This is a genomic window from Micromonospora sp. NPDC049799, from assembly GCF_040656655.1.
In the GTDB taxonomy this organism is placed as follows: Bacteria; Actinomycetota; Actinomycetes; order Mycobacteriales; family Micromonosporaceae; genus Micromonospora.
In genome coordinates this window covers 1-23,867 of sequence record NZ_JBFAMU010000029.1, presented here as the reverse complement: position 1 = coordinate 23,867, position 23,867 = coordinate 1, and the positions used below count along the sequence as shown (strand labels likewise).

Here is a 23,867-nt window from a genome sequence, read left to right as displayed (position 1 = left end):
GCCCTGGTCTCCGGATTCGGCGAACTGCGCGACCACGACGGCACCCTCTCGTTCTCGCCCCGGCTCTCCAGCCGCCTGGCCGGCCTGGAGTTCTCCCTCCAGTGGTTGGGGGGGATTACGCGGAGGTGGCCGCGACGGCCCGTCTGCGGGGAGCCGTGGTGGTGCTGGTCGTCCTCGGGGGGGCGGGGGGCGACCGGGCGGGCGGCCTCGCGGACCGCCTCGGCCAGGGCCACCAGGTCGTCCGTGGTGGGCGGCGGGGGCTCGAACTCGCCCTCGTGGCGGACCACGTCCCAGCCGCGCGGGGCGGTCAGGCTCCGGGCGTGCGGCTCGCAGAGGTCGTACGTGTGGGGCTCGGCGAAGGCCGCCAGCGGGCCCACGACCGCGGTCGACTCGTTGTAGACATAGGTCAATGTGGCGACCGCTTGCCGGGGGCAGCCGTTACGGGAGCAGCGCCGTGGTGACCTCACGTGCGGCAGGGTATCTCCATTACCGGGTCCGGCGCACCGCTTCGCGTTGCGACACGCCCGTCACGGTGATCACAAATCCGGTCCCGCGGAACCCGGCACGCCAACCGGGCGGCGCTGCCGCAGGCCATGGCGTCGCGGGGGCTACCCTGTCCGTCATGGGAAGTCCGGAACACCGCCGCCCCGGCTCCGGTCGGCGCGTACGCCGCGACCGGCACGGCCGCGGTCTGCGCGGGCGGCTGGTGCCGGCGACGGTGCCGTTGGCGCGTACCAAGGCGGAGATCTTCGACGACCTGGTCCTGGACACCGTCGAGACCCTGGAGCGGCGGTTCGCCAAGGAGCTGGCGGGTGTCGAGTTCGCGGTCGAGGACGTGCCGCCGGACCTGAACGTCTACGACTCCGACGTGCTGGAGGACGGCGAGGTGCCGCTGGCCCGGCTGCTTCCGGGCCGGCCGGGTCGGCAGGAGGTGCCGCCCCGGATCGTGCTCTACCGTCGTCCGCTGGAGTTCCGGGCCATGGACCGCGAGGACCTGGCCGACCTCGTCCACGACGTGATCATCGAGCAGGTCGCGAATCTGCTCGGGGTCGATCCCGACGAACTGGCCTGAGCCGGCGCCCCCTGGGCGGCACATCGTCGGATCGCCCCATCGGCCCGGACCGGGCGGCCCCCACCGCCCCGGCCCGGCACCGCGCTCAGGCGGCGCGCCGCTTGAGCTTGCGCCGCTCCCGCTCGGAGAGCCCACCCCAGATGCCGAACCGCTCGTCGTGCCCGAGAGCGTATTCGAGGCATTCGGTCTTGACCTCGCAACGCGAGCAGATGCGCTTCGCCTCGCGGGTCGAGCCGCCCTTCTCGGGAAAGAACGCCTCGGGGTCGGTCTGCGAGCACAGCGCCCGCTCCTGCCACTCCGGCGCGTTTCCGAGCAGGTCGGCCACCTCAAGCTGGCCGTCCATCAATTGCCTCCTTGTCGCGCACCGGCGTCATCGCCGCTGCAACCCCCCACGCGAAAGGCGTGCTTGTCCGTCCGGTACTGATTTGTTGCGTTCCGCGCGAACAACCCCATTCAAATTACACGCGTGTAATGCGTGCGCCGTCAAGCCAAACTTGATAATGGAGTCGCCCTCCCGACACGCCCCGGACAGCCATCCGGCCACCCGGCCTCGCAACCTGCCCTATCGATTCAGACCCCGGCCGGGTAACGCCCTCTCCGGCGAGTTGCCCGGCTTTTCTCCCGTGGCGGGTCACCGGCGACGTACCGTGACGGGTCGAGGACGACCCGGAGGAGCACCCACCGAGATCGGTTGATCTTGGTGGGCCACAGGTTAACGCGACTCTCGCCGTACCGCTCGTCGAGGCGGGGAACGCCGACCGCGCCCTGTCCACAGTGTGGACAGGGCGCGGTCGTGGGCGGACTCGGGAACCTCAGTCGGCTCCCCGGGGCGTGCTGCTCGGCCACACGAATTCGGCGATCACGCCACCGGTGACGGCGATCGTGCCGGCCGGCGTCCGGTCGTCCCACCAGACGGTATAGAAGCCGGCGGGCAGGTCCGGGTAGACGGCACTGTGGAACGTGCCGTCCTGCACGCGGCGCTCCCGCACCGCCGAGTGGGTACGCGGCTCGTCGTCGCGACTGATCTCGATCTCCTGGCCGTGCTGGTCCCGTCCGGTGTAGATGATCAGAGCGCCGGTGTCACCACCGATGTCGAGGACGACACTGCCGGTCTCCGACGGCCCGTACGTGTGCTCGTGCGCGTGCATGACGACCTCCGACGGGGTCAGGCCGACGCGGGCGGGTTGTTGAACCCGTCGTACGGCGTACCGAGGTAGGGGAAGGCGGCGAGGAACGGCGCGGTCACGTCGGCGGCGCTCAGCCCCGGCGTCACCGCCGCCGCCGCGGCATCGGGACGGAAGGCGCGGTCGATCAACGGCACGGTCAGTCCGGCGATCGCCCGCAACGAGATGCTGACCACGTCGTCGGCGACCCGGCGGCCGTTCGGGAAGCCGGCGAGGTCGCCGCCGAGCACCCCGAACCGGTCCGGCTTGCGCGTCGGCGGAATCGCGGTGTTCAGCCGCAGCATGTCGGCCTGGATGTCGCCGGTGGCGTTGGTGAAGCCGTCGATCAGGCCCTCCGGGACGCCCGTGAGCAGGATGGCCACCAGGTCGGCGCGGGCCTTCTTGGACTTGTTCAGCTTGTCCAGGTTGGGAAAGACGTCCGGGTAGAGCACCGGCAGCAGCGCGGCCAGCTCCGGCTGCTCCACGAACCTCGCGAACCGCTTGTCCTCCGACGGCGGCAGCGTGTTCCACTCGTCCTTCCTGGACATCGGCACGACGACCTCGTTGAACAGCGGGTTCCCCAGCCGGGACACCTGGGTGAAGGGGCCGGCGGCGGTGTCGGTCGCGCCCCGGTCACCGAGCACCCGCACCTGGCGACGGGACGCCGTCGTCCAGACCCCGATCACCGAGGCGGCGTCGCCGACGGCGTACCGGTTGGCCTTGCGGCGCACCTTGGTCAGCGGCACCTGGAGGGCGATGCTGTGCACGTTCATCCGGTCGGTGGCGTTGACCGGATCGCCCTCCGCCTTGAATATCTTCTTGCCGGCCACGTGGAGCTGCTGGAACGGCCGCAGCGTACCGAGGTCGAAGATGGCGCCGAGGTCCACGAAGAAGCCGTCGGCCCGCTGCCCGGCGAAGACCCGCTCCCCCGTGGAGAGCGTGTACGTCGCCTGCCGCACGAGGTCGGCGTACGTCGGGGTGGACAGCGGCCCGACGTTGCACGGGGGGCAGGGCAGCTTGTGGGCCAGCCGGTGCTCCCGGCCGTCGGCGATGCGGGTCAGGCTGTAGAACTGCCGGCGGTTCCAGTTCCTGCTGTCGAGCGAGTCGATGGGCCCGGTGTTGTAAAGAAAGCTGTTCGCATTCGTGATCTCGGTCGTGAATTCGAACCGGTAGGTGACGTCGGCCTGTCCGTCACCGTTGTTGTCGATATTGATCTCGTACCGCACGTCGTCGCCGAACTCGAAGAAGTTCGGACCGCCGGACGGCAACTGCAACGGCACGTAGTTGGCGATCAGCGTGACCGTGTCGGGCCGGTCGGGGCTGACGAAGGCGTACAGGTCGGATGAGTCGGCGACCGGATCCTTGGCGATTTCGGGCGCCTCACGGTGCGAAGACATGGCGGAGCCACCTCACTGTGCGAAAGAGGGTTCCTCGGACCGGCGTCGAGAGCCCCCGCCGGCCCGAGCGAGGAGAAAGGGGAGGAAGTGGCGTCAGCGCCGGGCGGCGCGCCGCAGCCGATCCGCCAGGCCGCGGTCGCGTACCTCGATGCGGGACGCGCCGACGAAGACGTCCATGGTCCCGGATGCGGCGTCGCGCAGGTGGACGACGATCGGGTCGTCGGTGTTGGCCGCCGCACCCGGTGCGTTCTGCGCGGCGGACAGGCCCGGCACGGTGAGGGCGGCCGCGCCGAGCGTGGCGCTCGCCGCGGCGGTCAACGTCTGCCGGCGGGTCAGTCGCGGCCAGGGCCGCTTCCGCTGATCACTGGTCATGGGCAACCTTTCCGGCGGTGGCGCGAAGCGCCCGCGATGGCGGTCGCGGGCCGAGCCGGCTTCTTCTCGCCCGTCCCGCGAGGGATGCCGGCGGCGGCTCTCGCCGTAACCACCGCCGGCACGCACTGGTACGGCCCGCGACGGGGAAAGGTTCGACGCTACGCCGAGGCGTGACCGTACGCGGTCGTCCGCTTGCGCGCCGGACGCCCGGCGGCCGTCGCGATGGCGACCAACTGCTCCTCGGTACGGGCCGATCCGTTGCCGGAGCCGGCCATCCGGGAGATGGTCTCCTCCATCAGCGTGCCGCCGAGGTCGTTGCAGCCGCCCTGGAGCATCGCGACGGTGCCCTCGTCGCCCAGCTTCACCCAGGAGCACTGGATGTTGTCGATCCGGCCGTGCAGCAGCAGCCGGGACATCGCGTGCACCACCCGGTTCTCCCGCCAGGTGGGCCCCGGGCGGGCGATCCCGGCCAGGTAGATCGGGGCGTTGGTGTGCACGAACGGCAGCGCCACGAACTCGGTGAACCCGCCGGTACGGTCCTGCACCCCGGCCAGCACCCGGTAGTGGGCGAGCCACTGGCCCGGGTGGTCGACGTGGCCGTACATCATGGTGGAGCTGGACCGGATGCCCAGCTCGTGGGCCGTGCTCACCACCTCGACCCAGGCGGCGGCCGGCAGCTTGCCCTTGGTGAGCACCCAGCGCACGTCGTCGTCGAGGATCTCCGCGGCGGTGCCCGGGATGGTGTCCAGGCCGGCCTCGCGCAGGCCGGTCAGCCACTCGCGCACTCCTACGCCGGCCTTCGCGGCGGCGGTGACGATCTCCATCGGCGAGAAGGCGTGCACGTGCATGTCCGGCACCCGCGCCTTGATCGTCCGGACCAGGTCGGCGTAGACGGTGACCGGCAGCTTCGGGTCGATGCCGCCCTGGAGGCAGACCTCGGTCGCACCGGCCACCCACGCCTCCTGGGCGCGGTCGGCGACCTGGTCGACCGACAGCCGGTACGCGTCGGCGTCCCGCTCCCGCTGGGCGAAGGCACAGAACCGACAGCCGACGTAGCAGACGTTGCTGAAGTTGATGTTGCGGTTGACCACGTAGGTCACGTCGTCGCCGACGGTGTCCCGCCGGACGTCGTCGGCGAGCCGGCACAGCGTGTCCAGGGCCGGTCCGTCGGCGGCGAACAGCGCCAGCGCCGCCGCCTCGTGCCGGGGCTCCAGCAGCGCCGCCGGGTCGTTGGCCGCCAGCCGCAGCCCGGCGCGCAGGTCGTCGTCGCCCGCACCGGCGCTCACCCCGGCGCTGACCTTGCCGGCCACCTCCGACCAGTCACCGTAGACGTGGTCGAAGTCGCCGCGGCGGTCGTCGGTCCGCCCGGTGGTGTCGATCGTGGCGTGCAGATCGGTCCGGCCGCCGTACGCCTCGTCGGGCTCCTGCCACGGCCGGCCCATCGGGCGGGCGTCGGCGACCGCGAGCCCGGTCTCCGGGTCGGCCAGGGCGGTGACGTGCGGCAGCAGGCGCGGGTCCAGCCACTCCTCGCCGGCCCGGACGTACTCCGGGTAGATCGTGAGCCGCTCCCGCAGGGTGAACCCGGCCGCCGCGGTGTGCGCGGCCAGCTCGTCGAGCTGCGGCCACGGGCGCTCCGGGTTCACGTGGTCCGGGGTCAGCGGGGACACACCGCCCCAGTCGTCGATGCCGGCGCGCAGCAGCAGGTCGTACTCGCCCTCGATCAGGTTCGGCGGGGCCTGGATGCGGGCCTTCGGGCCGAGCAGGATCCGGGACACCGCCACCGTCGCGGCCAGGTCGTGCAGCTCGGCGTCGGGCATGCCGCGCATCGCCGTGTCCGGCTTGGCGCGGAAGTTCTGCACGATCACCTCCTGGAGGTGGCCGTACTCCCGGTGCGCCCGGCGGATCGCGAAGATCGCGTCCACCCGCTCGGCCGGGGTCTCACCGATGCCGATGAGGATGCCGGTGGTGAACGGCACGTTCACCCGGCCGGCGTCCTCGAGCACCCGCAGCCGGACCGCCGGCTCCTTGTCCGGCGAGCCGAAGTGCGGGCCGCCCGGCTCCGACCACAGCCGCGTCGCCGTGGTCTCCAGCATCATGCCCATGCTCGGCGCGACCGGCTTGAGCCGCTGCAACTCCGCCCAGGAGAGCACCCCCGGGTTGAGGTGCGGCAGCAGCCCGGTCTCCTCCAGCACCGCGACCGCGCAGGCGCGCAGGTAGTCCAGCGTGGAGTCGTAACCCCGCTCGTCGAGCCACCGCCGGGCCGCCGGCCAGCGCTCCTCCGGGCGGTCGCCCAACGTGAACAGCGCCTCCTTGCAGCCCTGGGCGGCGCCGGCCCGGGCGATCGCCAGGACCTCGTCCTGCTCCAGGAACGCGGCCGGTAGGCGGTGCGGCACCGTCGCGAAGGTGCAGTAGTGGCAGCGGTCGCGGCAGAGCCGGGTGAGCGGGACGAAGACCTTCTTCGAGTACGTGACCACGCCCGGCCGCCCCGCCGCGAGCAGCCCGGCGTCCCGGACCGCACCGGCGACCGCCAGCAGCTCGTCCAACGCCCCACCACGGGCGGCCAGCAGTGCGGTGGCCTCGTCGGCGTCCAGCGCCCGCCCGCTCGCGGCCCTTCGCAGGGCCCGCCGCACGCTCGCCTCGGTCGGGCCCGGCCCGGTGCGATCAACCATCCGCCCAGCCTAAGCGCTCACCCGCCACACCTGACCCGCCCCGGCCCGCCCGGTGGGAAACCCCACCGCGGGTCAGCGGGGGTGGTGGGGGTCCTCGGGGTTGAGGCGCTGGGTGCGGTCGGGCTCGCCCTCGCGGGGATCGGCGGGCTGGCGCGGGATCGCCTGCGTGGGATCGACCGACGGCGGCGGGCCGAACGGCGGGGTGGGGTTGGCCGGCGGCGGGGTGAACGGCGGAACCGGGCTGCCCTGCGGGCCGGGCTGCGGGACGCCCGGGTAGGGCTGGCCGTACTGGCTTCCCGGCCAACCGGGCTGGCCGGGCGGGTACGCACCGGGCTGGCCGGCACCCGGGTGGGCACCCGGCTGGCCGGGCACCGGCGGTCCGCCGGGCTGGCCGGGGACGGACCAGCCGGACGGCGTTCCCCAACCCGGCTGCGGCTGGCCGTACACGCCGGGCTGCGGCTTGGGCTTCGGCACGTGGTAGAGGGTGCGCCAGATCGTGTACACCGCCCACGCGGCCACGGCGAGCACCGCCAGCCAGGCGAGGCGCACCAGCAGGCCGAGGAAGGCGTCGAGCGCCTCGCCCTCGGCCAGCCGGCCGAACGTCCAGATCAGGAAGGTCAGTGCGCCGAGCCCGGCGCTGGCCGCGTACTCGCCGAGGGCCACCTGGGTGATCAGTTTCGCCCGGGGGACCACCGGGCGCACGTGCGTGGCCAGCAGCACCGCCAGCAGCGGCAGCACCACCGCCTCGATCCCGACGAACGCGAAGAAGGCGGCGCCGGCCCGGCCGGTGAAGGTGCCGTACCGGCTGGCCAGGAGCAGCTGGAGCAGCCCGACGAAGAGGAAGACCGCGTTCGCGCCGAGGAGCACGAGCGCGGCGGGCTCCCGCAGCGGACTGGTCAGGTGCCGCGCGTCGGTGGACGCGGGGTCGGGGCTGGTCACGGACTCCCCCTCGGGCGTGGGCGGACGGTTGCCGACGTGAGCCTAGTCTCCCGGGCCACCGGCGGACCGGAGGCGACGCGTGCGCGAGGATGGTCGACATGCGCATCGTGGTTCTGACGGGTGGCATCGGGGGCGCCCGGTTCCTGCTCGGCGTCCGGGCGTACGCCCGGGAGGTGGGCGCCGAGGTGACCGCCGTGGTGAACGTCGGCGACGACCTGCTCCTGCACGGGCTCAAGGTCTGCCCCGACCTGGACAGCGTCATGTACACCCTGGGCGGTGGGGCCGACCCGGACCGGGGCTGGGGACGCGTCGGGGAGAGCTGGACCGTCAAGGAGGAGCTGGCCGCGTACGGGGCGGAGCCGACCTGGTTCGGCCTCGGCGACAAGGACATCGCCACGCATCTGGTCCGCACCACGATGCTCAACGCCGGTTACCCCCTGTCCCAGGTCACCGAGGCGTTGGCGACGCGCTGGCAGCCCGGCGTGCGCCTGCTGCCGGCGACCGACGACCGGCTGGAGACCCACGTCGTGGTGAGCGGGAGGAGTGAGCTTGCGAGCCCCGCAGTCGCGAACAGGGCCGGCGCAGCGGACCTCGACGGCGGCCAGCGGGCGATCCACTTCCAGGAGTGGTGGGTGCGGTACCGCGCGGAGGTCCCCACCCACCGGTTCGTCTTCGTCGGCGCGGAGACGGCGAAGCCGGCGCCCGGGGTGGTCGAGGCGATCGCCGGGGCCGACGTGGTGCTGATCGCCCCGAGCAACCCGGTGGTGAGCGTCGCGCCGATCCTGGCGGTGCCCGGCCTGCGCGAGGCGGTCGCGGACGGCCGTGCGCCGGTGGTGGGCGTGTCGCCGATCATCGGTTCGGCGCCGGTACGCGGCATGGCCGACCGGTGCCTGTCGGTGCTCGGCGTCGAGTGCAGCGCGGCCGGTGTGGGCCGGCTCTACGGCGGCCGGCCGGCCGGCGGCCTGCTCGACGGCTGGCTGGTGGCCGAGGAGGACGCGGGCGCGCTGGTGCCCGAGGTGACCGTCCGGGCGGTGCCGCTGCGGATGACCGACGAGGCGGCGACGGTGGCGATGGTCCGTGCCGCGATGGAGCTGACGTGAGGCTGGAGATCCTGCCGGTGCCGGGCATCGGCCACGTGTCCGAGGGCGACGACCTGGCCGCCATGATCGCCGGTGCCGCGCCGTGGCTGCGCGACGGCGACGTGCTGGTGGTCACCAGCAAGATCGTCTCGAAGGCGGAGGGACGGCTGGTCGACGTGCCCGCCGACGGGCCGGAGCGGCTCGCCGCACGGGACGAGGTGCTGGCCGCCGAGACCACCCGGGTGGTGGCCACCCGGGGCGCGACCCGCATCGTGCAGACCCGCCACGGGTTCGTGATGGCGTCCGCCGGCATCGACGCGTCGAACGTGGACAAGACCCGGCTGGTGCTGCTTCCGGAGGATCCGGACGCGTCGGCGCGGGCGCTGCGCGCCGACCTGCGGGAGCGCTTCGGCGTGGACGTGGCGGTGATCGTCAGCGACACCATGGGCCGGCCCTGGCGTAACGGGCTCACCGACGTGGCGCTCGGGGTGGCCGGGATGGACGCCATCCGTGACCACCGGGGTGAGATCGACCCGTACGGCAACGAGCTCGAGCTGACCCAGATGGCCGTGGTCGACGAGCTGGCCGCCGCCGGTGAGCTGATCAAGGGCAAGTGTGACCAGGTGCCGGTCGCGGTGGTCCGGGGCTACCTGCGGGCGACCCGGCCGGACGACGGGCCGGGCGCGCGGGTGCTGGTCCGCGACGCGGAGCTGGACCTGTTCTCCTTCGGCACCGCCGAGGCGAGGGCCGCCGGGCTGAACGCCGCCGCCACCCTGCCCGAGGGACCCGTCGGCGTCCGACCGGACCCGGAGGCGGTCACCCGGGCGATCGCCGCGGTGAGCCGGGCGGTCGCCCCCGGCACGGTCTTCGCCCTGGTCGCCGACGAGGGCGTACGCGCCGCACTGGTCGACACCGTGCCGGGCTGGCCGGCGGAGGCCACGACCCTGGTCCTGGGCTCGCCGGCCACACCGGTCGAGCCGTTCGACCTGGTCCGGTTCGGCGCCGACGTGCACCGCCTGCGGACCGCCCTGGCCGCCGAGGGCTTCCCCTCCGTTCTCCTCCCCCCGCCGCCGGGCACCACCGCCGTCGCCGCGCTGGCCCTCTGAGCGGGCGGAACGGGGCCGTCAGGCGTCGAGGACCGCCCGGCCCAGCGGGGTCAGGGTGTGCAGGATCGTGTTGCGGTCACGATGGCTGACCAGCAGGCCGGCGTTGCGGAGCACGGTGGCGTGCTGGCTGGCCGCCGCCGCCGAGATGTGCAGCCGGCGGGCGATCTCACCGGTGGTGCAGCCCTCCTCGCTCGCCTCCAGCACGGCCGCCCGCGTGCGTCCGACCAGTGCCGCGAGCGCCTCCCGGCCGGGCGGCGCGGCGGGCCGACCGTCGGTCGAGGGGGTCAGGCCACCCAGCCGGTCGACCGGGTAGACCAGGACCGGGGGCAGCGCCGGGTCGAGCAGCGCCACCGGCGTACGGGCGCAGAAGAACGACGGCACCAGCAGCAGTCCCCGCCCGTCCAGGTGCAGCTCGCGGCTGCGCGGGTAGTCGTGGACCTCGAGCACGCCCGACTCCCAGCGCACGGTCGGCCGCAGGCTGGCGAGCAGCCCCTCGACACCGCCGTCGAGCAGGGCGCGGGAGCGCCGGGCCCGGTCGGCCCCCACCGCCGCCTGGATGCGATCCCAGTACGGGCCGACCGCCAGCGCGTGGTACTCCGTCATGGCCTCGGTCAGCGAGCGCAGCGCGCCGGGCTCCCCCCGGAACAGCGACCCGGCGGCGTCCGGCAGGCCGCCACCAGCGGCGAGCAGGGACAGGTCCCGGCGCAGGAGCGACACGGGGGTGCTGCGGACGGCCTCCAAGCCGGCCTCGAAGCCCGCGACGCTCTCGTGCGGGGTGAGGAAGTCGGGAAAGTAGCCGCGGGGCGGGTTCAGGGCCATCAGCAGGCGCAGGCCCGTGGAGCGGCTCTGGCTGCGCAGGCCACGGGTCACACCGCGTCGCCACCCCGCCAGCAGCGGGTCCCGACTGCGCCCCGGCAGCAGGTGCAGGCTGAGGACCAGTTCCCAGACCGGATCCGGCGCCGGCGCCACCCGGGTCCGGAGAATGTCCTCACCGGAAAAATGGATCTTCAGCATGGAGCACTCCCGTGCCACGGGCAGAGGGGGATGCCCGACGGCCGTTCGACTGTACCGGGGGTTACGTACCTCCATCTTTAAGCGTGGACTGAAAGACCTCGACGCCCCTGGGCCCAACTCGGCATGCTTCCCCTGGCCACCGGGACCGACGCCGCACCAGCGTCCGGCCCCGAGGGGGCCCCGGGGGGCGGGGAGGATCGGCGTCCGGGTGGCACCACGAGGGTCTGCGGCTTCTCTTCCGCGGAGGTGCCACCCGGTCGCCGGTCCGCGCCGGCCCGGCTCAGCCCACCCAGAGCGCCACCCGGTGGTCCTCGTCGGTGACGTAGAAGCAGCTTCCGTCCAGCTCCGCCAGGCCCTCCACGTGGTGGAACGGGGCCAGGTCGGCCACCAGCTCACCCCGGACGAGGTGCCCCGCGCCGGGCGCCGGGAAGCGCACGTGCCGGGACGTGACGTCCCCGCCGGCCGGGTGGTCCTCCAGCAGCACCGACCCCTTGCCCAGCGCGTCGATCGAGCCCACGATCGCCGCGTACCCGCCGTCCGCGGTGGGGGTCACCGCGCGGAGGCCGGCCAGCACACCCGGCGGGGTCACCCCGGTCAGGACGTACGCCCCCAGCGCGTCCGGCCAGACCGGCGTGGCGTCGAACATGCCCGGCACCCCGGCCAGCTCCACGAGGATCGGCTCGCCGTCGGCCGTGACCGGGAACCGCAGCCCGAGCAGGACCGTGCCGGCCGGCGTGAACGTCGCCGCCTCGATGTTCAGCGGCAGGTCGTCGAGGACCAGCCTGCTCACCCAGCCCTTGGACCGGGCGGCGCCCCGGGCGACGGTCTCGCCGACGAACCGCGCCCGGACCCGGTCGCCCGGCGGCAGCGGCGTGAACGGAGCCTTCAGCAGGGCGTCGTTGACCGCCCGGTGCACCCGGAACCGGTTGCGCACCACCTGCACCGGCACGCGGCCGGTCGCGGCGTCGTCCTCGGAGAACCGGGCGACGAAGGCACGGCGCGGGCGCAGTGGTCCGGCCTTGGAGCCGAAGTGGGAACCGAAGACGTACACCCAGCCGTCGTGGTGGGCGAGCGCCTCGCCGTCCTCGGTCCGGCCGTTCTCCGCTCCGGCGTCGGCGTCGACGTGGTGGGCGACCCACCGGTCGTCGTCCTGCTCGAGCAGCAGGGCGAGGCAGTGCTCGACCGGCCCCTCGTCCAGCACCGTCCAGAAACCGCGCCGGGCGCCGTACGCGCGCAACAGCGCCGCCGACCGCACCGGCAGCAGATCGCTGGCCTCGTTGCCGGCCACCACGAATTCGAGCAGTCGCAGAGTCACCCGCCCAGCCTACGAACGGGCCGCACGTACAGTATCCGCGTGCCAGACGAAAGGAAGGGCCCCCCGTTAACGCCTCGGGTTGTAGAAGGGCCCCTTCTCAACGCCGGACTGCACGCCGACGCCCTCGCCGTGCTGAGCGGCTGGACGCCCACCTCGCCGGAGTCGGCAACCGCCCGCGACCGCACGCTGGAGTTGCTGGCCGCCGGGCCGGTGGCGATGAGCCGGGAGCACCGCGCCGGCCACGTCACCGCCAGCGCGCTGGTCCTCGACGTGACCGGCACCCGGGTGCTGCTGTGCCTGCACGGTAAGTTCCACCGGTGGGTGCAACTCGGCGGGCACTGCGAGCCGACCGACCGTACGCTGGCCGCCGCCGCCCTGCGTGAGGCGACCGAGGAGTCCGGGATCGACGGCCTGCGGATCGACCCGGTGCCGATCGACGTCGACATCCACGCGGTGGGCTGCCAGGGCGGCTCGTTCCACCACGACGTACGCTTCGCCGTCCTCGCCCCGCCCGGCGCGGTCGGCGCGGCCAGCGACGAGTCCGAGGACCTGGGCTGGTTCCCGCCGGACCGGCTGCCGGAACCACTGGCCGGCGGGACCGCGAAGCTGGTCCCACCGGCCCTGGCAGCGCTCAGACGAGCCCCTCTTCGCCCCGTTCCTTGAGCTCGTCGACGATCTTCTTGACGTCCTGGGCGCGGTCACGCGGGCACACCAGCAGCGCGTCCGGGGTGTCCACCACGATGAGGTCGCGGAGCCCGATCGTGGCCACCAGCCGCCCGGACTGCGGCACCACCACCAGGTCGTGGCTGTCCCGCAGCAGCACGGCCGGCTTGCCGTCGGCACCGAGCACCACGTTGCCGTGGGCGTCGGCGGGCAGCACCTCACCGAGGGTGTGGAAGTCGCCGACGTCGTTCCAGCCGAAGTCGCCGGGGACGGTCGCGACCCGGCCGGCGGTCGCCGCACCCTCCATCACCGCGTAGTCGACGGAGATCTTCGGCAGGGTCGGCCAGACCGTGCCGAGCACGTCGTCCTGCTCCTCGGTGCCCCACGCCGCGGCGATCGCCACGATGCCGGCGTGCAGCGCCGGCTGCTGGCGCGCCAGCTCGGCGAGGAAGACGTCCACGCGCCAGACGAACATGCTGGCGTTCCACAGGTGGTGCCCCGAGCGGACGTACGTCTCGGCGACGTCGGCGCTCGGCTTCTCCTTGAACTCGGCGACGGGCCGCAGCGGGCCGCCGCCGCTCGGCTCACCGGTCTCCAGGTAGCCGTAGCCGGTCTCGGCGCGGGTCGGGGTGATCCCGACCGTCATCAACAGGCCCTGTTCGGCGCCCCGGACGGCCTCGCGCACGACCTCCCGCCAGCGCTCCGGGTCACCGATCAGATGGTCGGCGGCGAACGAACCCATGACCGCCTCCGGATCCCGCTGCGCGATGACCGCCGCGGCGAGCGCGATCGCCGCACAGGAGTCCCGGGGCGACGGCTCGACCAGGAAGTTCTCCTCCGGGAGCCCGGTCAGCTGGCGCGCCACCGCCGCCACGTGCGCAGCCCCGGTCACCACCAGCGTCCGCTCGGGTGTGGTCAGCGGGCCCAACCGCTCCACCGTCGCCTGGAGCAGCGAGGCGGCCGAGCCGGTGAGCGGGTGGAGGAACTTGGGATGGCCCGCGCGGGACAGCGGCCACAACCTCGTGCCGCTGCCGCCCGCCGGGATGACGGCGTAAATCACCCGCACATCATGCCCGACCCACCTGAAAGGAAGGGCCGGGTCATCCCCCGCGCCACGGCTCAGGCCCGCGCCCGGGTCCAGGCGGCGATGTGCACCTCGGCGCTGGACTCCCAGGTGAACTCCTTGGCCCGGTCGAAACCGGCCTTCGCGAGGGTCAGGCGGCGCTGCTCGTCGTCGAGCAGGGCCACCAGGTCCGTCGCGATCTGGTCGGGCGCCTCGCTGGTGTACGCCACCGCGTCGCCGCCCACCTCCGGCAGCGACAGGCGGGGCGTGGTCAGCACCGGGGCGGCGCACGCCATCGCCTCGAGGATCGGCAGGCCGAAGCCCTCACCGTAGGACGGGTACGCGGCGACGAGCGCCCCGCCGAGGAAGCCGGGCAGGTCGGCGTAGCGCAGGTAGCCGGGGCGCAGCAGACGCAGGTGCGACGGGACCTCCGCCACCGCCCGGTCGATGTCGTCGTCGTGGCCCTGGCCACCGGCGATCACCAGCGCCGGCGGGTCCTCCCGCTCGGCCACCGCGCGAGCCCAGCCCCGGATCAGGTTGGGGACGTTCTTGCGCGGCTCCTTCGCCCCGAGGAAGGCCACGTAGCTGGAGCTGCCGAGCCCGAGCCGGGCGCGTACCCGTGCCTTCTCCTCCTCGCTGGGCGCGTGGAAGGCGGTGTGGTCGACACCGTGGTAAGCCACGTCGATCTTGGTCGGGTCGGCGTCGAGCAGCCGGATCAGCTCGTCGCGGGTGGCCTTGCTGGGCACGATCACCCGGTCGGCCCTCCGCAGCGACGTCTTGATCGCACTGCGGAAGAAGGTGCGCCGAGACTTGTCGTAGTGCTCCGGCTCGGTGAAGAAGGTCGCGTCGTGCACGGTCACCGTGACCGGGCATCCGGCGCGCAACGGGCACGTGTAGAAGGGCGAGTGCAGCACCTGGGCGCCGACCTGCTGGGCGAGCAACGGCAGGCCGGTCTGCTCCCAGGCGAGCCGGGCGGGACGGTGCGCCACGGCGGCCGGGGCGGGGATGATCTCGGCGCCCGGCAGCATCCGGGTGTAGCGCTCCAGGTCGGTGCGGAGGCTGACCACGGCCAGCTCCACTCCCGACCCGCACACCTTGCCGAGGGCGCCGAGCAGGCCGTCGACGTATCGACCGACACCGCCACGGTCGGCGGGGACACTCGTGGCGTCGATGAGCACGCGGGGCGGGCGACCGGCGGTCACGGGGCGACTCCTTGAACTGGCGGGTCTGTGGGGAACAACACTCCTGGGCAAGCCTACGCCGCAGCCCCCGAAGGGCGGTGACTGCGACCCGACGGTACGCCGACTTGTCGCTGTCATCTCCTACGGCCGGCGGAGGCGTATCGTTCGCGCCGATGGCCGAGAACATTGCCCGGGTCTTCGCGGACGCGATCGCGCCCGACCCCACCCGACCGTTGCTGACCTGGTACGACGACGCCACCGGCGAGCGGACCGAGCTGTCCGGCGCGACACTGGCGAACTGGGTGTCCAAGACCGCCAACCTGCTCGTCGACGAGTTGGGCCTCGGCACCGGCGACACCGCCGGCGTGCTGCTCCCGCCGCACTGGCAGACCGCGGCGGTGCTGCTCGGTTGCTGGTCGGCCGGGCTGACGGTGGCGGAGAGGCCGGGCGAGGTGGACGTGCTCTTCGCCGCGGCCGACCGGGTGGGCCAGGCGGAGGCCTGGTCGGCCGGGGACCGGTACGCCCTCGCCCTCGACCCGTTCGCGCTGCCCATGCGGCAGGTGCCGCCGGGCTTCGCCGACTACGTGCTGGAGGTCCGCGCGCACGGCGACCACTTCACGCCGTACGCCTCCGGGGCTGAGGATCTGGTGGAACGCGCGCGGCGACGCGCGGACGAACTCGGCCTCGCCCCGGGCGACCGCGTCCTGATCGACGCGGCGGCACATCCCGACCCGCAAGACTGGCTCCTGGCCCCGCTGGCCACGGCCGCGACGGTGGTCCTGTGCGCCAACCTCGACCCGACGCGTCTCCCCAGCCGAACCGAGACCGAAAAAGCCACCCGAACCCTGACCTGACCCACCCCCACCCCACTCCCGCTCCCGCTCCCGCTCCCGCTCCCCGCTCCCCGCTCCCGCTCCCGCTCCCACTCCCGCTCCCGCTCCCGCGATCTTGCACTTTCGGTCGCTGCTTTGACCCGAAGTGCCCCTTTCGCACCGGCACAAAGTGCAAGATCGCGGAGGGTGAGGCGGGGCGGGGCGGGGACGGGGGGCGGGGACGGGGGGCGGGGACGGGGGAGAGGGTCGGTCAGGTTTGGGCGGGCTGGTCGGTCGGGGTGCGGCGTTGGGCGAAGGTGGCGAAGGCCGTGAGGGACTCGGGGTTGGCCAGCGCGCCCCTGGCCGCCGCCGAGTCCACCGGGGTGCCCGTCAGGATCTTCTTCACCGGGACCTCCAGCTTCTTCGCCGAGAGGGTGCGCGGGACCGCCCGCACCTGGTGGATCTCGTCCGGGACGTGCCGCGGCGACAGGGCGGTACGCAGCTCCCGGCAGATCTTCCGCCGCAGGTCGTCGTCCAGCTCCAGCCCCTCCGCCAGCACCACGAACAGCAGCAGCTCACCGGCGCCACCCTCGTCGTCCTCCAGGTGCACGACGACCGAGTCGACGACCTCGTCCAAGCCCTCCACCACCGAGTAGAACTCGGCGGTGCCCAGCCGTACACCGCCCCGGTTCAGGGTGGCGTCGGAGCGGCCGGTGATCACACAGCCGCCCCGGGAGTTGATCGTGATCCAGTCGCCGTGCCGCCAGACGCCCGGGTACAGGTCGAAGTACGCCTCCCGGTAGCGGCTGCCGTCGGTGTCGTTCCAGAACCCGACCGGCATGCTCGGCATCGGCTCGGTGATCACCAGCTCGCCCAGCTCCCCGATGACCGGGGTGCCGTCGGCGGAGCGGGCCTCCACCTTCGCGCCCAGCGCCCGGCAGGTGATCTCCCCGGCGTGCACCGGCAGCAGCGGCACCCCGCCGACGAAACCGGTACACACGTCGGTGCCGCCGGACAGCGACTGGAGCTGGAGACGGTCACCGACCGTCTCGTACACCCAGGTGAAGCCCTCGGCCGGCAGCGGCGCACCGGTCGAGCCGAGCCCGCGCAGCGCGGACAGGTCGGCGATCTCCCTGGGCACCAACCCGGCCTTGCGGCAGGCCAGCAGGAACGGCGCGGAGGTCCCGAAGTACGTGGTGCCGGTTTCCTCCGCGAGCCGCCACAGCGCGCCCAGGTCCGGATGGCCCGGGTTGCCGTCGAAGAGCACGATGGTCGCGCCCACCGCCGGACCGGAGACCAGGAAGTTCCACATCATCCAGCCGGTCGTGGTGAACCAGAAGAACCGGTCGGCCGGGCCCAGGTCATGGTGCAGGGCGAGCATCTTGAGGTGCTCCAGCAGGATGCCGCCGTGGCCGTGCACGATCGGCTTGGGCAGCCCGGTGGTGCCCGAGGAGTAGAGCACGTAGAGCGGGTGGTCGAAGGCGACCGGGGTGAAGGTCAGCGGCTCGTCGGTGTCCGCGGCCAGATCGCCCCAGGCCACCGCCCCGTCGGGGGACGGGCCGGCCGGGTCCAGGTACGCGATGCCGACGGTGTGCTCCAGCGACGGCAGGGCCGCCCGGATCGCGGCCACCTCGCCCCGGCGGTCCACCGGCTTGTCGCCGTAGCGGTAGCCGTCGACCGCGACCAGCACCTTCGGCGCGATCTGCTGCCAGCGGTCGGTGACGCTGCGGGTGCCGAACTCCGGCGCGCAGGACGAGAAGACCGCGCCCAGGCTGCTGGTGGCCAGCAGCAGCACGTACGTCTCCGGAATGTTCGGCGCGTACGCGGCCACCCGGTCGCCGGCGGTGACGCCCAGCCGGCGCAGACCGGCCGCCACCCGGCGGACCTGCTCCCGCAGCTCGGCGGCGGTGAGGGTGACCGGGGGGCGGGTCTGGCCGTGCGCGATCACCACCGGGTCGTCGTCGGCGCGGCCCGGCATCCGCAGCACGTTCTCCGCGTAGTTGAGGGTGGCGCCGGGGAACCAGCGGGCACCGGGCATGCCGCGGTCGGCCAGCGTGGCCGTGGGCGGCGTGTGCGCCACCACGTCGAAGTGGTCCCAGATCGAGCGCCAGAACGCGTCGAGGTCGGTGACCGACCAGCGCCACAGCTCGTCGTAGTCGGCGAAGTCCAGCCCCCGGTGCTCCCGCAACCAGCCCAGGTAGTCACCGATCCGCGACCGCTGGAGTACGTCCGCCGGCGGCGTCCACAGCACGTCACCCACTGCTCCACCCTCCCTCGCGCCCCGTCACCACACTGTGCATGGGCCGTGGCGCCATCTTGCCCTACCTCGAAGCGCCATTCTCCGCACCGGGTGCCGACCAGGGGGCGTGCGCGGTCCACATGCCCGCTCGCCGACCTGTGTGGGCTCAGCCGGCCCGGTGCGCCTGGATGGCGCGGCGACGGGCGAGCCGGTGGGCGCGGCGGATCTCCGCCTCCCGGAAGCGTCGTTCGTCCTCCGGGGTCTCCGGCAGCACCGGCCGGATCATCCGCGGGGCGCCGCCCACGTCGACGCCGACGAAGACCAGGTACGCGGTGGCCACCCGCACCGGCTCGGTCTCGGCCGAGTCCCAGCGTTCGGCCACCACCCGCACCCCCACCTCCATCGAGGTCTGCCCGGTCCAGTTCACCTGGGCGTGCGCGTGCACCAGGTCGCCGACCCGGACCGCCTCGGAGAAGACGATCTCGTCGATCGCCGCGGTGACCGCCGTGCCCCCGCTGTGCCGGGCCGCCGCCGCACCCGCCACGTCGTCGACGAACTTCATCAGCACCCCACCGTGCACTGTGCCGTAGAGGTTGACGTCGACGGCGGTCATGATGCGGCTCAGCGTCACCCGGGAGTACGCGGTCGGCTTGCCCGGCGGTGTGGTCGAGGGGTGCTCGGTCATGCCGGAAACGGTACGGTGCCCGGATGCGTCATCTCTGGAGCTTCCTCGCCGGTGTGGTGGTGGCACCCGTCACGTGGGTGCTGGTCACCCTCGGGCAGGACGGGTCGACCCGGACCGTCGACCGATGGGTGGAGATCGGAAAGTACAACTCTGCGAACCTGATCGAGCCGGCCGTGTGGCTCGCCGTCGGCGGCATCCTGCTCGGCCTGATCGGCACACTGCGCACCTCGCCGGTCGGCCCGCTGGCCGCCGGGCTGTTGCTCGTCACCCCGTACGTGGGGATGTTCGTCGCGCCGTTCGACACGCGCGACCGCATCCCGGACGGCTGGGAGGTGCTCGGGGACCCGCTGCCCCTGCGCCTGCCGGTCGAGAACGGCACGCTGTTCCTGATCGGCGTGATGCTGCTGATGGCCACGGTCAGCGGGCAGCGCTGGCGGCGGTGGCCCCGGCCGGTGACCGAGGCGGAGCTGACCTCGGCCACCGGCCCGGAGCGGCAGGACTTCACCCTCACCGACTGGCCGCCGGCGGACCAGACCGAGCGGGACAACACTCCGCTGACCCTGGGTTACCCGGACCCGACCCCGACCGAGCCGCTGCCGCGGCGCAGCGGCAACGAATCACCCTGGTCGGCGCCGCCGCGCAGCCCGCACCGACCGGAGGACACCACCGGGATTCGTTAGGGCGCGTCACACAAGAACTGACCGACCGCCCTTATGAAACACGCCCTCATCCGCATGGGCGGGCCGGGAGACCGGCCCGCCCCCGAGCGGGTCAGCCCTTGAGCAGCTGGCGGGCCATGACGATCCGCTGCACCTGGTTGGTGCCCTCGTAGATCTGCGTGATCTTGGCGTCCCGCATCATCCGCTCGACCGGGTAGTCCCGGGTGTAGCCGTAACCGCCGAGCAGCTGCACCGCGTCGGTGGTGATCTCCATGGCGGCGTCCGAGGCGTAGCACTTGGCCGCCGCGCCGAAGTAGGTCAGGTCGGCGTCGCCGCGCTCGGACTTGCCGGCCGCCGCGTATGTCAGCTGCCGCGCCGCCTCCAGCTTCATGCCCATGTCGGCGAGCATGAACTGGATGCCCTGGAACTCGGCGACGGCCTTGCCGAACTGCCGGCGCTCCTGCACGTACGTCTTCGCGTAGTCGAGCGCGCCCTGCGCGATGCCGACAGCCTGCGCGGCGATGGTGACCCGGGTGTGGTCCAGGGTCTGCATCGCGGTGGCGAAGCCGGTGCCCTCCGCGCCGATCATCCGGTCCGCCGGGATCCGGACGTTGTCGAGGTAGACCTCGCGGGTGGGCGAGCCCTTGATGCCGAGCTTCTTCTCCGGCGCGCCGAAGCTGACCCCAGCGTCGGACTTCTCGACCACGAAGGCGGAGATGCCCCGGGACCGCGCGGACGGGTCGGTCACGGCGAAGACGGTGTAAAACTCGGACACCCCGGCGTTGGTGATCCAGCGCTTCACGCCGTTGAGCACCCAGTGGTCACCGTCACGGACCGCGCGGGTCGTCATCGACGCCGCGTCGCTGCCCGCCTCCGGCTCGGACAGGCAGTACGAGAACATCGCGTCACCCGAGGCCACCTGGGTCAGGTACTTACGCTTCAGCTCCTCCGAACCGGCCAGCAGCAGCGGCATGGTGCCGAGCTTGTTGACCGCCGGGATCAGCGAGGACGAGGCGCAGGCGCGCGCCACCTCCTCGATCACGATGGCCGTGGCCAGGGCGTCCGCGCCCGCGCCCCCGTACTCGACGGGGATGTGTGGGGCGTGGAAGTCGGCGGCCCGCAGGGCGTCGTACGACGCCTTCGGGAACTCACCGGTCTCGTCCGCCTCGGCGGCGTGCGGAGCCACCTTCGCCGCACAGACCTCACGGACCGCCTCCCGGATCGCCTCGTGCTCCTCGGGCAACCGGTAGACGTCGAACGACTGCTCTGCGGCCATGTCGGCCCCTCCCCTTCACCGCTATCATGCGCAGGTCTGTAGCGTGAACTGACCGCCGACCGCGCAGACTGAAGGATAGCGACCACCGTTCAGGCGATGTTACCGCCGCGTAGGCCCGGGGATCGACCGACCGCCGAGGCCGCTCGGTGACCATCTGAAGAAGCACCACCACCCCACACCGGTGCCCCCTCAGGCGCCGCAGCAGAATGCGACACGAAGTTGTGGTCGCCAGTGCGAGCGGAGAAGACAGGCGTGACGATCCCGTACCCGAACACCCAGCCGACGCCCGCCATCGCGGCGGTGACGCCCCCCTCGGGTGCCGCCCGCCCCCGGGTGACCTTCCTGGGTACCGGCTACCTCGGCGCGACGTACGCCATCTGCTACGCGGAGCTGGGCTACGAGGTGCTCGGTTTCGACGTGGACGCCGAGAAGATCGCCATGCTGAACGCGGGCGAGGTGCCGATCCACGAGCCGGGCCTGGACGAGCTGCTCAAGCGCAATCTGGCCGCCGGCCGGCTGCGCTTCAGCACCGACATCGCCGAGACCGCCGACTTCGGCGACGTGCACTTCATCTGTGTCGGCACCCCGCAGCGGGCCGACGGCATGGGCGCCGACCTGTCGTACGTCGAGGCGTCCGTCACCAGCCTCGCCCAGCACCTGAACCGCAAGGCCCTCATCGTGGGCAAGTCGACCGTGCCGGTCGGCACCGCCGAGTGGGTGGAGCAGCTGGTCAGCAAGCACACCCCGGCCGACCTGGGCGTCGAGGTGGCGTGGAGCCCGGAGTTCCTCCAGGAGGGCTTCGCCGTCGACGACGTGCTGCGCCCCAACCGGATCGTGGTGGGCGTCAAGAGCGAGTGGGCCAACGGCATGCTCTACGCCGCCCACAAGGGCGTCTTCGACCTGGCCGCCACCGAGGACCGCGAGGTCCCGCTGGTGGTCACCGACTTCGCCACCGCCGAGCTGGTCAAGGTCGCCGCGAACGCCTTCCTCGCCACCAAGATCTCCTTCATCAACGCGATGGCCGAGGTCTGCGAGGCCTCCGGCGGCGACGTCACCCACCTGGCCCGCGCGATCGGCTTCGACCCGCGCATCGGCAACCGGTTCCTCCAGGCCGGGCTCGGCTTCGGCGGCGCCTGCCTGCCGAAGGACATCCGGGCGTTCCAGGCCCGGGCGCAGGAGCTGGGCGCCGGCGAGGCGCTGCGCTTCCTGCACGAGGTCGACCTGATCAACCTGCGCCGCCGGACCCGGGTGGTCCAGCTCGCCGCGGAGCTGCTCGGCCGCCGGTCCGGGCCCGCCGGCCCGGACCTCTCCGGCACCCGCATCGCGGTCCTGGGTGCGACCTTCAAGCCCAACACCGACGACGTACGCGACGCGCCCGCGCTCGCCGTCGCCGCGCTGCTGCGCAAGGCCGGCGCCGACGTGCACGTCTACGACCCGCAGGGCATGGAGCGGGCCCGCGCGGTGGCACCCGAGCTGACCTACGAGCCGGGGATCAACGAGGCGGTCACCGGGGCGGACCTGGTCTGCGTGCTCACCGAGTGGGCCGACTTCCGCAACGCCGACCCCGTCGCCCTCGGCGAGCTGGCCGCCGGCCGCAAGGTGGTCGACGGCCGCAACTGCCTCGACTCGGCACTGTGGACGCAGGCCGGCTGGGAGTACCGCGGCATGGGCCGCCCCTGATCGCGCACCCCTGACGGACGAACGGCCGGCCGCGGAGCACCCTCCGCGACCGGTCGTTCGCCGTACGCGCCGGCGATCTTTGCGCCGGACCCGCCGACAACTGTCGAAATCCGCGCCCGTATTGGGCATGCTGCGACAGTGGGAGTCCACAGTGCGGGTGGAGGGCAGTCGTGGCGACGTTCAAGTGCTCCTCGTGCGGCCGGGAGATCAAGCCGGCCGCCAACTGCCCGCACTGCGGTGCCCACCAGCCGCAGTGGCTGGAACACCTGGCGGAGATCGAGCGCTCGATCGCGGAGATGAAGGCCCGGGAGGCCGCCATCGCCAGCGAGCAGCGTCAGCTCGCCGTCAAGATGCAGGCCGCCCTGTTCCAGCGGGACATCCTCGCGCACGCCGGTGAGGAACGCGTCAAGCAGGCCACCCGCCCGCGCCGCGTACTGCGCCGCCGGCCCGGCCGGCGCCCGCCGACGGCCACCACCGGCGCCCCGCCCCGGGTTCCCCGACAGGGCACCACTCCCGGCCCGGACGACCCGCCCCCGCCGCCGTCCCAGACCGCCACCTGGCTGACCGCGGACGACCCGGAGCACCCGCCGGAGGCGTCCTCGCGGGAGGTGCAGAACATCCCGCTCGGCCTCGGCGCGCTGCTCCTCGGCGTCGCCGCGGTGGTCTTCGCCGCGGTGGCCACCAGCTCGATGGACGCGCTGGCCCGACTGGGCATCCTGCTGCTCGCCACGGCCCTGCTCCTGCTCGTCCCGCCGGTGCTGGCCCGGCGCGGTCTGACCTCCACCGCCGAGACGATCTCCGCCGTCGGCCTGCTACTGGTGCCGCTGGCGGGGTACGCGCTCTGGGCCGTGGACACGATCGGCGGGGGCGGCGCGTCGGGCGCCGTCTTCGCCAGCATGATCTTCGCGGTCACCGCCGGCGTGTCCTTCGGGTACGCCCTCTGGACCGGCCTGCGCGCACCCCGCTTCGCGGCCGTGCTCGCCGCCCAGCCGGTGCTGCCGCTGCTGGCGTACGACCGGCTGAGCGGCCCGGGCGGTTGGGCGCTGGTGCTGACCGCGGTCGCCGTACTGGACCTGTGGCTGGCCCGGTCGCCGGTCACCGAGGAACGGCCGGTGCGCGGGGACGTTCCGGCGGCGCCGGAGGGTGCGGACACGTCCAGCGCCCCGGTACCACCCGCCGGGCCGGACGGGGCCGCCGGATCGACGACCGCGCCGCGGCAGCGACGGGGAGGGGATCGGCCGGAGGCCGCTCCGGAGGAGTCCGGCGAGGTCCTCGCCGGCACCACCGGGGAGGAGATGTCGCCCGCCGTCCGGCCGGTGCCGTGGCTCGCCGAGCTGACCATCTCGCTGCACGGGGTGGCGGTGGCGCTCGCCCTCGCGTACGCCGTCTCCGCGCTGCTGCGGGCGACCACCGTGCCGGGCGCGACCGGTGCCGGCACGGTGCTGGTGCTGGCCGCCGCCGTGGGCCTGGCCGGGGCGCTGGG

21 protein-coding genes and 2 pseudogenes are annotated in these 23,867 nt (G+C 73.2%); 9 read left to right on the top strand and 14 right to left on the bottom strand.

The genetic code is table 11. The features are described from left to right. Positions 1 to 3: 3 nt before the first annotated feature. A pseudogene (locus tag AB0I76_RS04815) lies at positions 4 to 72 on the top strand (hypothetical protein); the annotation flags it as partial. Between the two features lie 29 nt (positions 73 to 101). Here the strand turns inward: AB0I76_RS04815 and AB0I76_RS04810 are convergent. Then, positions 102 to 467: pseudogene (locus tag AB0I76_RS04810) on the bottom strand (DUF3499 domain-containing protein); the annotation flags it as partial. A gap of 155 nt (positions 468 to 622) precedes the next feature. Here AB0I76_RS04810 and AB0I76_RS04805 point away from each other — a divergent pair. Next, positions 623 to 1,072 (top strand): metallopeptidase family protein, encoded by a 450-nt coding sequence (locus AB0I76_RS04805; protein WP_120729946.1) that lies wholly within the window; start codon positions 623 to 625, stop codon positions 1,070 to 1,072. Between the two features lie 85 nt (positions 1,073 to 1,157). Here AB0I76_RS04805 and AB0I76_RS04800 read toward each other — a convergent pair whose 3' ends face one another. The 6 genes from AB0I76_RS04800 to AB0I76_RS04775 all read right to left on the bottom strand — a co-directional run bounded on the left by AB0I76_RS04800 (position 1,158) and on the right by AB0I76_RS04775 (position 7,612). Then, on the bottom strand, positions 1,158 to 1,415 hold the full coding sequence (locus tag AB0I76_RS04800; RefSeq protein ID WP_007455784.1) for a WhiB family transcriptional regulator: 258 nt from the start codon (positions 1,413 to 1,415) through the stop codon (positions 1,158 to 1,160). Between the two features lie 469 nt (positions 1,416 to 1,884). Next, positions 1,885 to 2,220 (bottom strand): phospholipase, encoded by a 336-nt coding sequence (locus AB0I76_RS04795; RefSeq protein WP_357029967.1) that lies wholly within the window; start codon positions 2,218 to 2,220, stop codon positions 1,885 to 1,887. A 17-nt stretch (positions 2,221 to 2,237) separates the two neighbouring features. Next, positions 2,238 to 3,632, bottom strand: a complete 1,395-nt coding sequence (locus AB0I76_RS04790) for a DUF4331 domain-containing protein (RefSeq protein ID WP_357029965.1) — start codon at positions 3,630 to 3,632, stop codon at positions 2,238 to 2,240. Positions 3,633 to 3,725: 93 nt separating this feature from the next. After that, positions 3,726 to 4,004 (bottom strand): hypothetical protein, encoded by a 279-nt coding sequence (locus tag AB0I76_RS04785; protein ID WP_357029963.1) that lies wholly within the window; start codon positions 4,002 to 4,004, stop codon positions 3,726 to 3,728. A 158-nt stretch (positions 4,005 to 4,162) separates the two neighbouring features. Continuing rightward, entirely contained in the window at positions 4,163 to 6,673 is a 2,511-nt protein-coding gene (locus AB0I76_RS04780; protein ID WP_357029961.1) for a bifunctional FO biosynthesis protein CofGH, read from the bottom strand. Between the two features lie 72 nt (positions 6,674 to 6,745). Further along, complete coding sequence (locus AB0I76_RS04775; RefSeq protein WP_357029959.1) at positions 6,746 to 7,612, bottom strand: hypothetical protein; 867 nt, start codon at positions 7,610 to 7,612, stop codon at positions 6,746 to 6,748. Between the two features lie 98 nt (positions 7,613 to 7,710). Here AB0I76_RS04775 and cofD point away from each other — a divergent pair, with 98 nt between their 5' ends. Both cofD and AB0I76_RS04765 read left to right on the top strand, forming a co-directional pair. Beyond that, entirely contained in the window at positions 7,711 to 8,712 is a 1,002-nt protein-coding gene (gene cofD, locus AB0I76_RS04770) for a 2-phospho-L-lactate transferase (RefSeq protein ID WP_357029957.1), read from the top strand. Beyond that, positions 8,709 to 9,797, top strand: a complete 1,089-nt coding sequence (locus tag AB0I76_RS04765; RefSeq protein WP_357029955.1) for a coenzyme F420-0:L-glutamate ligase — start codon at positions 8,709 to 8,711, stop codon at positions 9,795 to 9,797. The genes cofD and AB0I76_RS04765 overlap by 4 nt, the downstream gene beginning before the upstream one ends. 18 nt (positions 9,798 to 9,815) lie before the next feature. Here AB0I76_RS04765 and AB0I76_RS04760 read toward each other — a convergent pair whose 3' ends face one another. Next, entirely contained in the window at positions 9,816 to 10,811 is a 996-nt protein-coding gene (locus AB0I76_RS04760) for a helix-turn-helix domain-containing protein (protein WP_357029953.1), read from the bottom strand. Between the two features lie 280 nt (positions 10,812 to 11,091). Continuing rightward, positions 11,092 to 12,126, bottom strand: a complete 1,035-nt coding sequence (locus tag AB0I76_RS04755) for a hypothetical protein (RefSeq protein ID WP_357029951.1) — start codon at positions 12,124 to 12,126, stop codon at positions 11,092 to 11,094. A gap of 108 nt (positions 12,127 to 12,234) precedes the next feature. On the opposite strand from AB0I76_RS04755, the gene AB0I76_RS04750 reads away from it, so the two are divergent. Continuing rightward, positions 12,235 to 12,789, top strand: coding sequence for an NUDIX domain-containing protein (locus tag AB0I76_RS04750; RefSeq protein ID WP_357029970.1), 555 nt, complete (start codon positions 12,235 to 12,237; stop codon positions 12,787 to 12,789). Here AB0I76_RS04750 and AB0I76_RS04745 read toward each other — a convergent pair. Both AB0I76_RS04745 and AB0I76_RS04740 read right to left on the bottom strand, forming a co-directional pair. Next, entirely contained in the window at positions 12,758 to 13,849 is a 1,092-nt protein-coding gene (locus AB0I76_RS04745; protein WP_357029949.1) for a sugar phosphate nucleotidyltransferase, read from the bottom strand. The genes AB0I76_RS04750 and AB0I76_RS04745 overlap by 32 nt on opposite strands. 59 nt (positions 13,850 to 13,908) lie before the next feature. Beyond that, the gene (locus AB0I76_RS04740; RefSeq protein ID WP_357029947.1) at positions 13,909 to 15,054 is read right to left on the bottom strand and encodes a glycosyltransferase family 1 protein; all 1,146 of its coding nucleotides are present in this window, start codon (positions 15,052 to 15,054) and stop codon (positions 13,909 to 13,911) included. A 152-nt stretch (positions 15,055 to 15,206) separates the two neighbouring features. On the opposite strand from AB0I76_RS04740, the gene AB0I76_RS04735 reads away from it, so the two are divergent. Then, entirely contained in the window at positions 15,207 to 15,887 is a 681-nt protein-coding gene (locus tag AB0I76_RS04735) for a TIGR03089 family protein (RefSeq protein WP_357029945.1), read from the top strand. Positions 15,888 to 16,116: 229 nt separating this feature from the next. Here AB0I76_RS04735 and AB0I76_RS04730 read toward each other — a convergent pair whose 3' ends face one another. Together AB0I76_RS04730 and AB0I76_RS04725 are read right to left on the bottom strand one after the other, a co-directional pair. After that, positions 16,117 to 18,105 (bottom strand): acetoacetate--CoA ligase, encoded by a 1,989-nt coding sequence (locus tag AB0I76_RS04730; RefSeq protein ID WP_357029943.1) that lies wholly within the window; start codon positions 18,103 to 18,105, stop codon positions 16,117 to 16,119. Between the two features lie 145 nt (positions 18,106 to 18,250). Further along, entirely contained in the window at positions 18,251 to 18,769 is a 519-nt protein-coding gene (locus AB0I76_RS04725; protein WP_357029941.1) for a hotdog domain-containing protein, read from the bottom strand. A 23-nt stretch (positions 18,770 to 18,792) separates the two neighbouring features. On the opposite strand from AB0I76_RS04725, the gene AB0I76_RS04720 reads away from it, so the two are divergent. Further along, positions 18,793 to 19,449 (top strand): hypothetical protein, encoded by a 657-nt coding sequence (locus tag AB0I76_RS04720; protein ID WP_357029939.1) that lies wholly within the window; start codon positions 18,793 to 18,795, stop codon positions 19,447 to 19,449. Positions 19,450 to 19,540: 91 nt separating this feature from the next. Here AB0I76_RS04720 and AB0I76_RS04715 read toward each other — a convergent pair whose 3' ends face one another. Continuing rightward, on the bottom strand, positions 19,541 to 20,704 hold the full coding sequence (locus AB0I76_RS04715) for an acyl-CoA dehydrogenase family protein (RefSeq protein ID WP_357029937.1): 1,164 nt from the start codon (positions 20,702 to 20,704) through the stop codon (positions 19,541 to 19,543). Between the two features lie 252 nt (positions 20,705 to 20,956). On the opposite strand from AB0I76_RS04715, the gene AB0I76_RS04710 reads away from it, so the two are divergent. Together AB0I76_RS04710 and AB0I76_RS04705 are read left to right on the top strand one after the other, a co-directional pair. Then, the gene (locus AB0I76_RS04710) at positions 20,957 to 22,384 is read left to right on the top strand and encodes a UDP-glucose/GDP-mannose dehydrogenase family protein (protein WP_357029935.1); all 1,428 of its coding nucleotides are present in this window, start codon (positions 20,957 to 20,959) and stop codon (positions 22,382 to 22,384) included. Positions 22,385 to 22,554: 170 nt separating this feature from the next. Continuing rightward, the coding region (locus AB0I76_RS04705; protein ID WP_357029933.1) for a zinc ribbon domain-containing protein at positions 22,555 to 23,867 on the top strand (1,313 nt) is incomplete at its 3' end.

Excerpts from the sequence above, each read along its gene's own strand:
- AB0I76_RS04715 (WP_357029937.1), bottom strand. The coding sequence starts at position 20,704 with ATGGCCGCAGAGCAGTCGTTCGACGTCTACCGGTTGCCCGAGGAGCAC.
- AB0I76_RS04735 (WP_357029945.1), top strand. The coding sequence starts at position 15,207 with ATGGCCGAGAACATTGCCCGGGTCTTCGCGGACGCGATCGCGCCCGAC.
- AB0I76_RS04780 (WP_357029961.1), bottom strand. The coding sequence starts at position 6,673 with ATGGTTGATCGCACCGGGCCGGGCCCGACCGAGGCGAGCGTGCGGCGG.
- AB0I76_RS04805 (WP_120729946.1), top strand. The coding sequence starts at position 623 with ATGGGAAGTCCGGAACACCGCCGCCCCGGCTCCGGTCGGCGCGTACGC.
- AB0I76_RS04725 (WP_357029941.1), bottom strand. The coding sequence starts at position 18,769 with ATGACCGAGCACCCCTCGACCACACCGCCGGGCAAGCCGACCGCGTAC.
- AB0I76_RS04760 (WP_357029953.1), bottom strand. The coding sequence starts at position 10,811 with ATGCTGAAGATCCATTTTTCCGGTGAGGACATTCTCCGGACCCGGGTG.
- AB0I76_RS04785 (WP_357029963.1), bottom strand. The coding sequence starts at position 4,004 with ATGACCAGTGATCAGCGGAAGCGGCCCTGGCCGCGACTGACCCGCCGG.
- AB0I76_RS04790 (WP_357029965.1), bottom strand. The coding sequence starts at position 3,632 with ATGTCTTCGCACCGTGAGGCGCCCGAAATCGCCAAGGATCCGGTCGCC.
- AB0I76_RS04720 (WP_357029939.1), top strand. The coding sequence starts at position 18,793 with ATGCGTCATCTCTGGAGCTTCCTCGCCGGTGTGGTGGTGGCACCCGTC.
- AB0I76_RS04800 (WP_007455784.1), bottom strand. The coding sequence starts at position 1,415 with ATGGACGGCCAGCTTGAGGTGGCCGACCTGCTCGGAAACGCGCCGGAG.
- AB0I76_RS04795 (WP_357029967.1), bottom strand. The coding sequence starts at position 2,220 with ATGCACGCGCACGAGCACACGTACGGGCCGTCGGAGACCGGCAGTGTC.
- cofD (WP_357029957.1), top strand. The coding sequence starts at position 7,711 with ATGCGCATCGTGGTTCTGACGGGTGGCATCGGGGGCGCCCGGTTCCTG.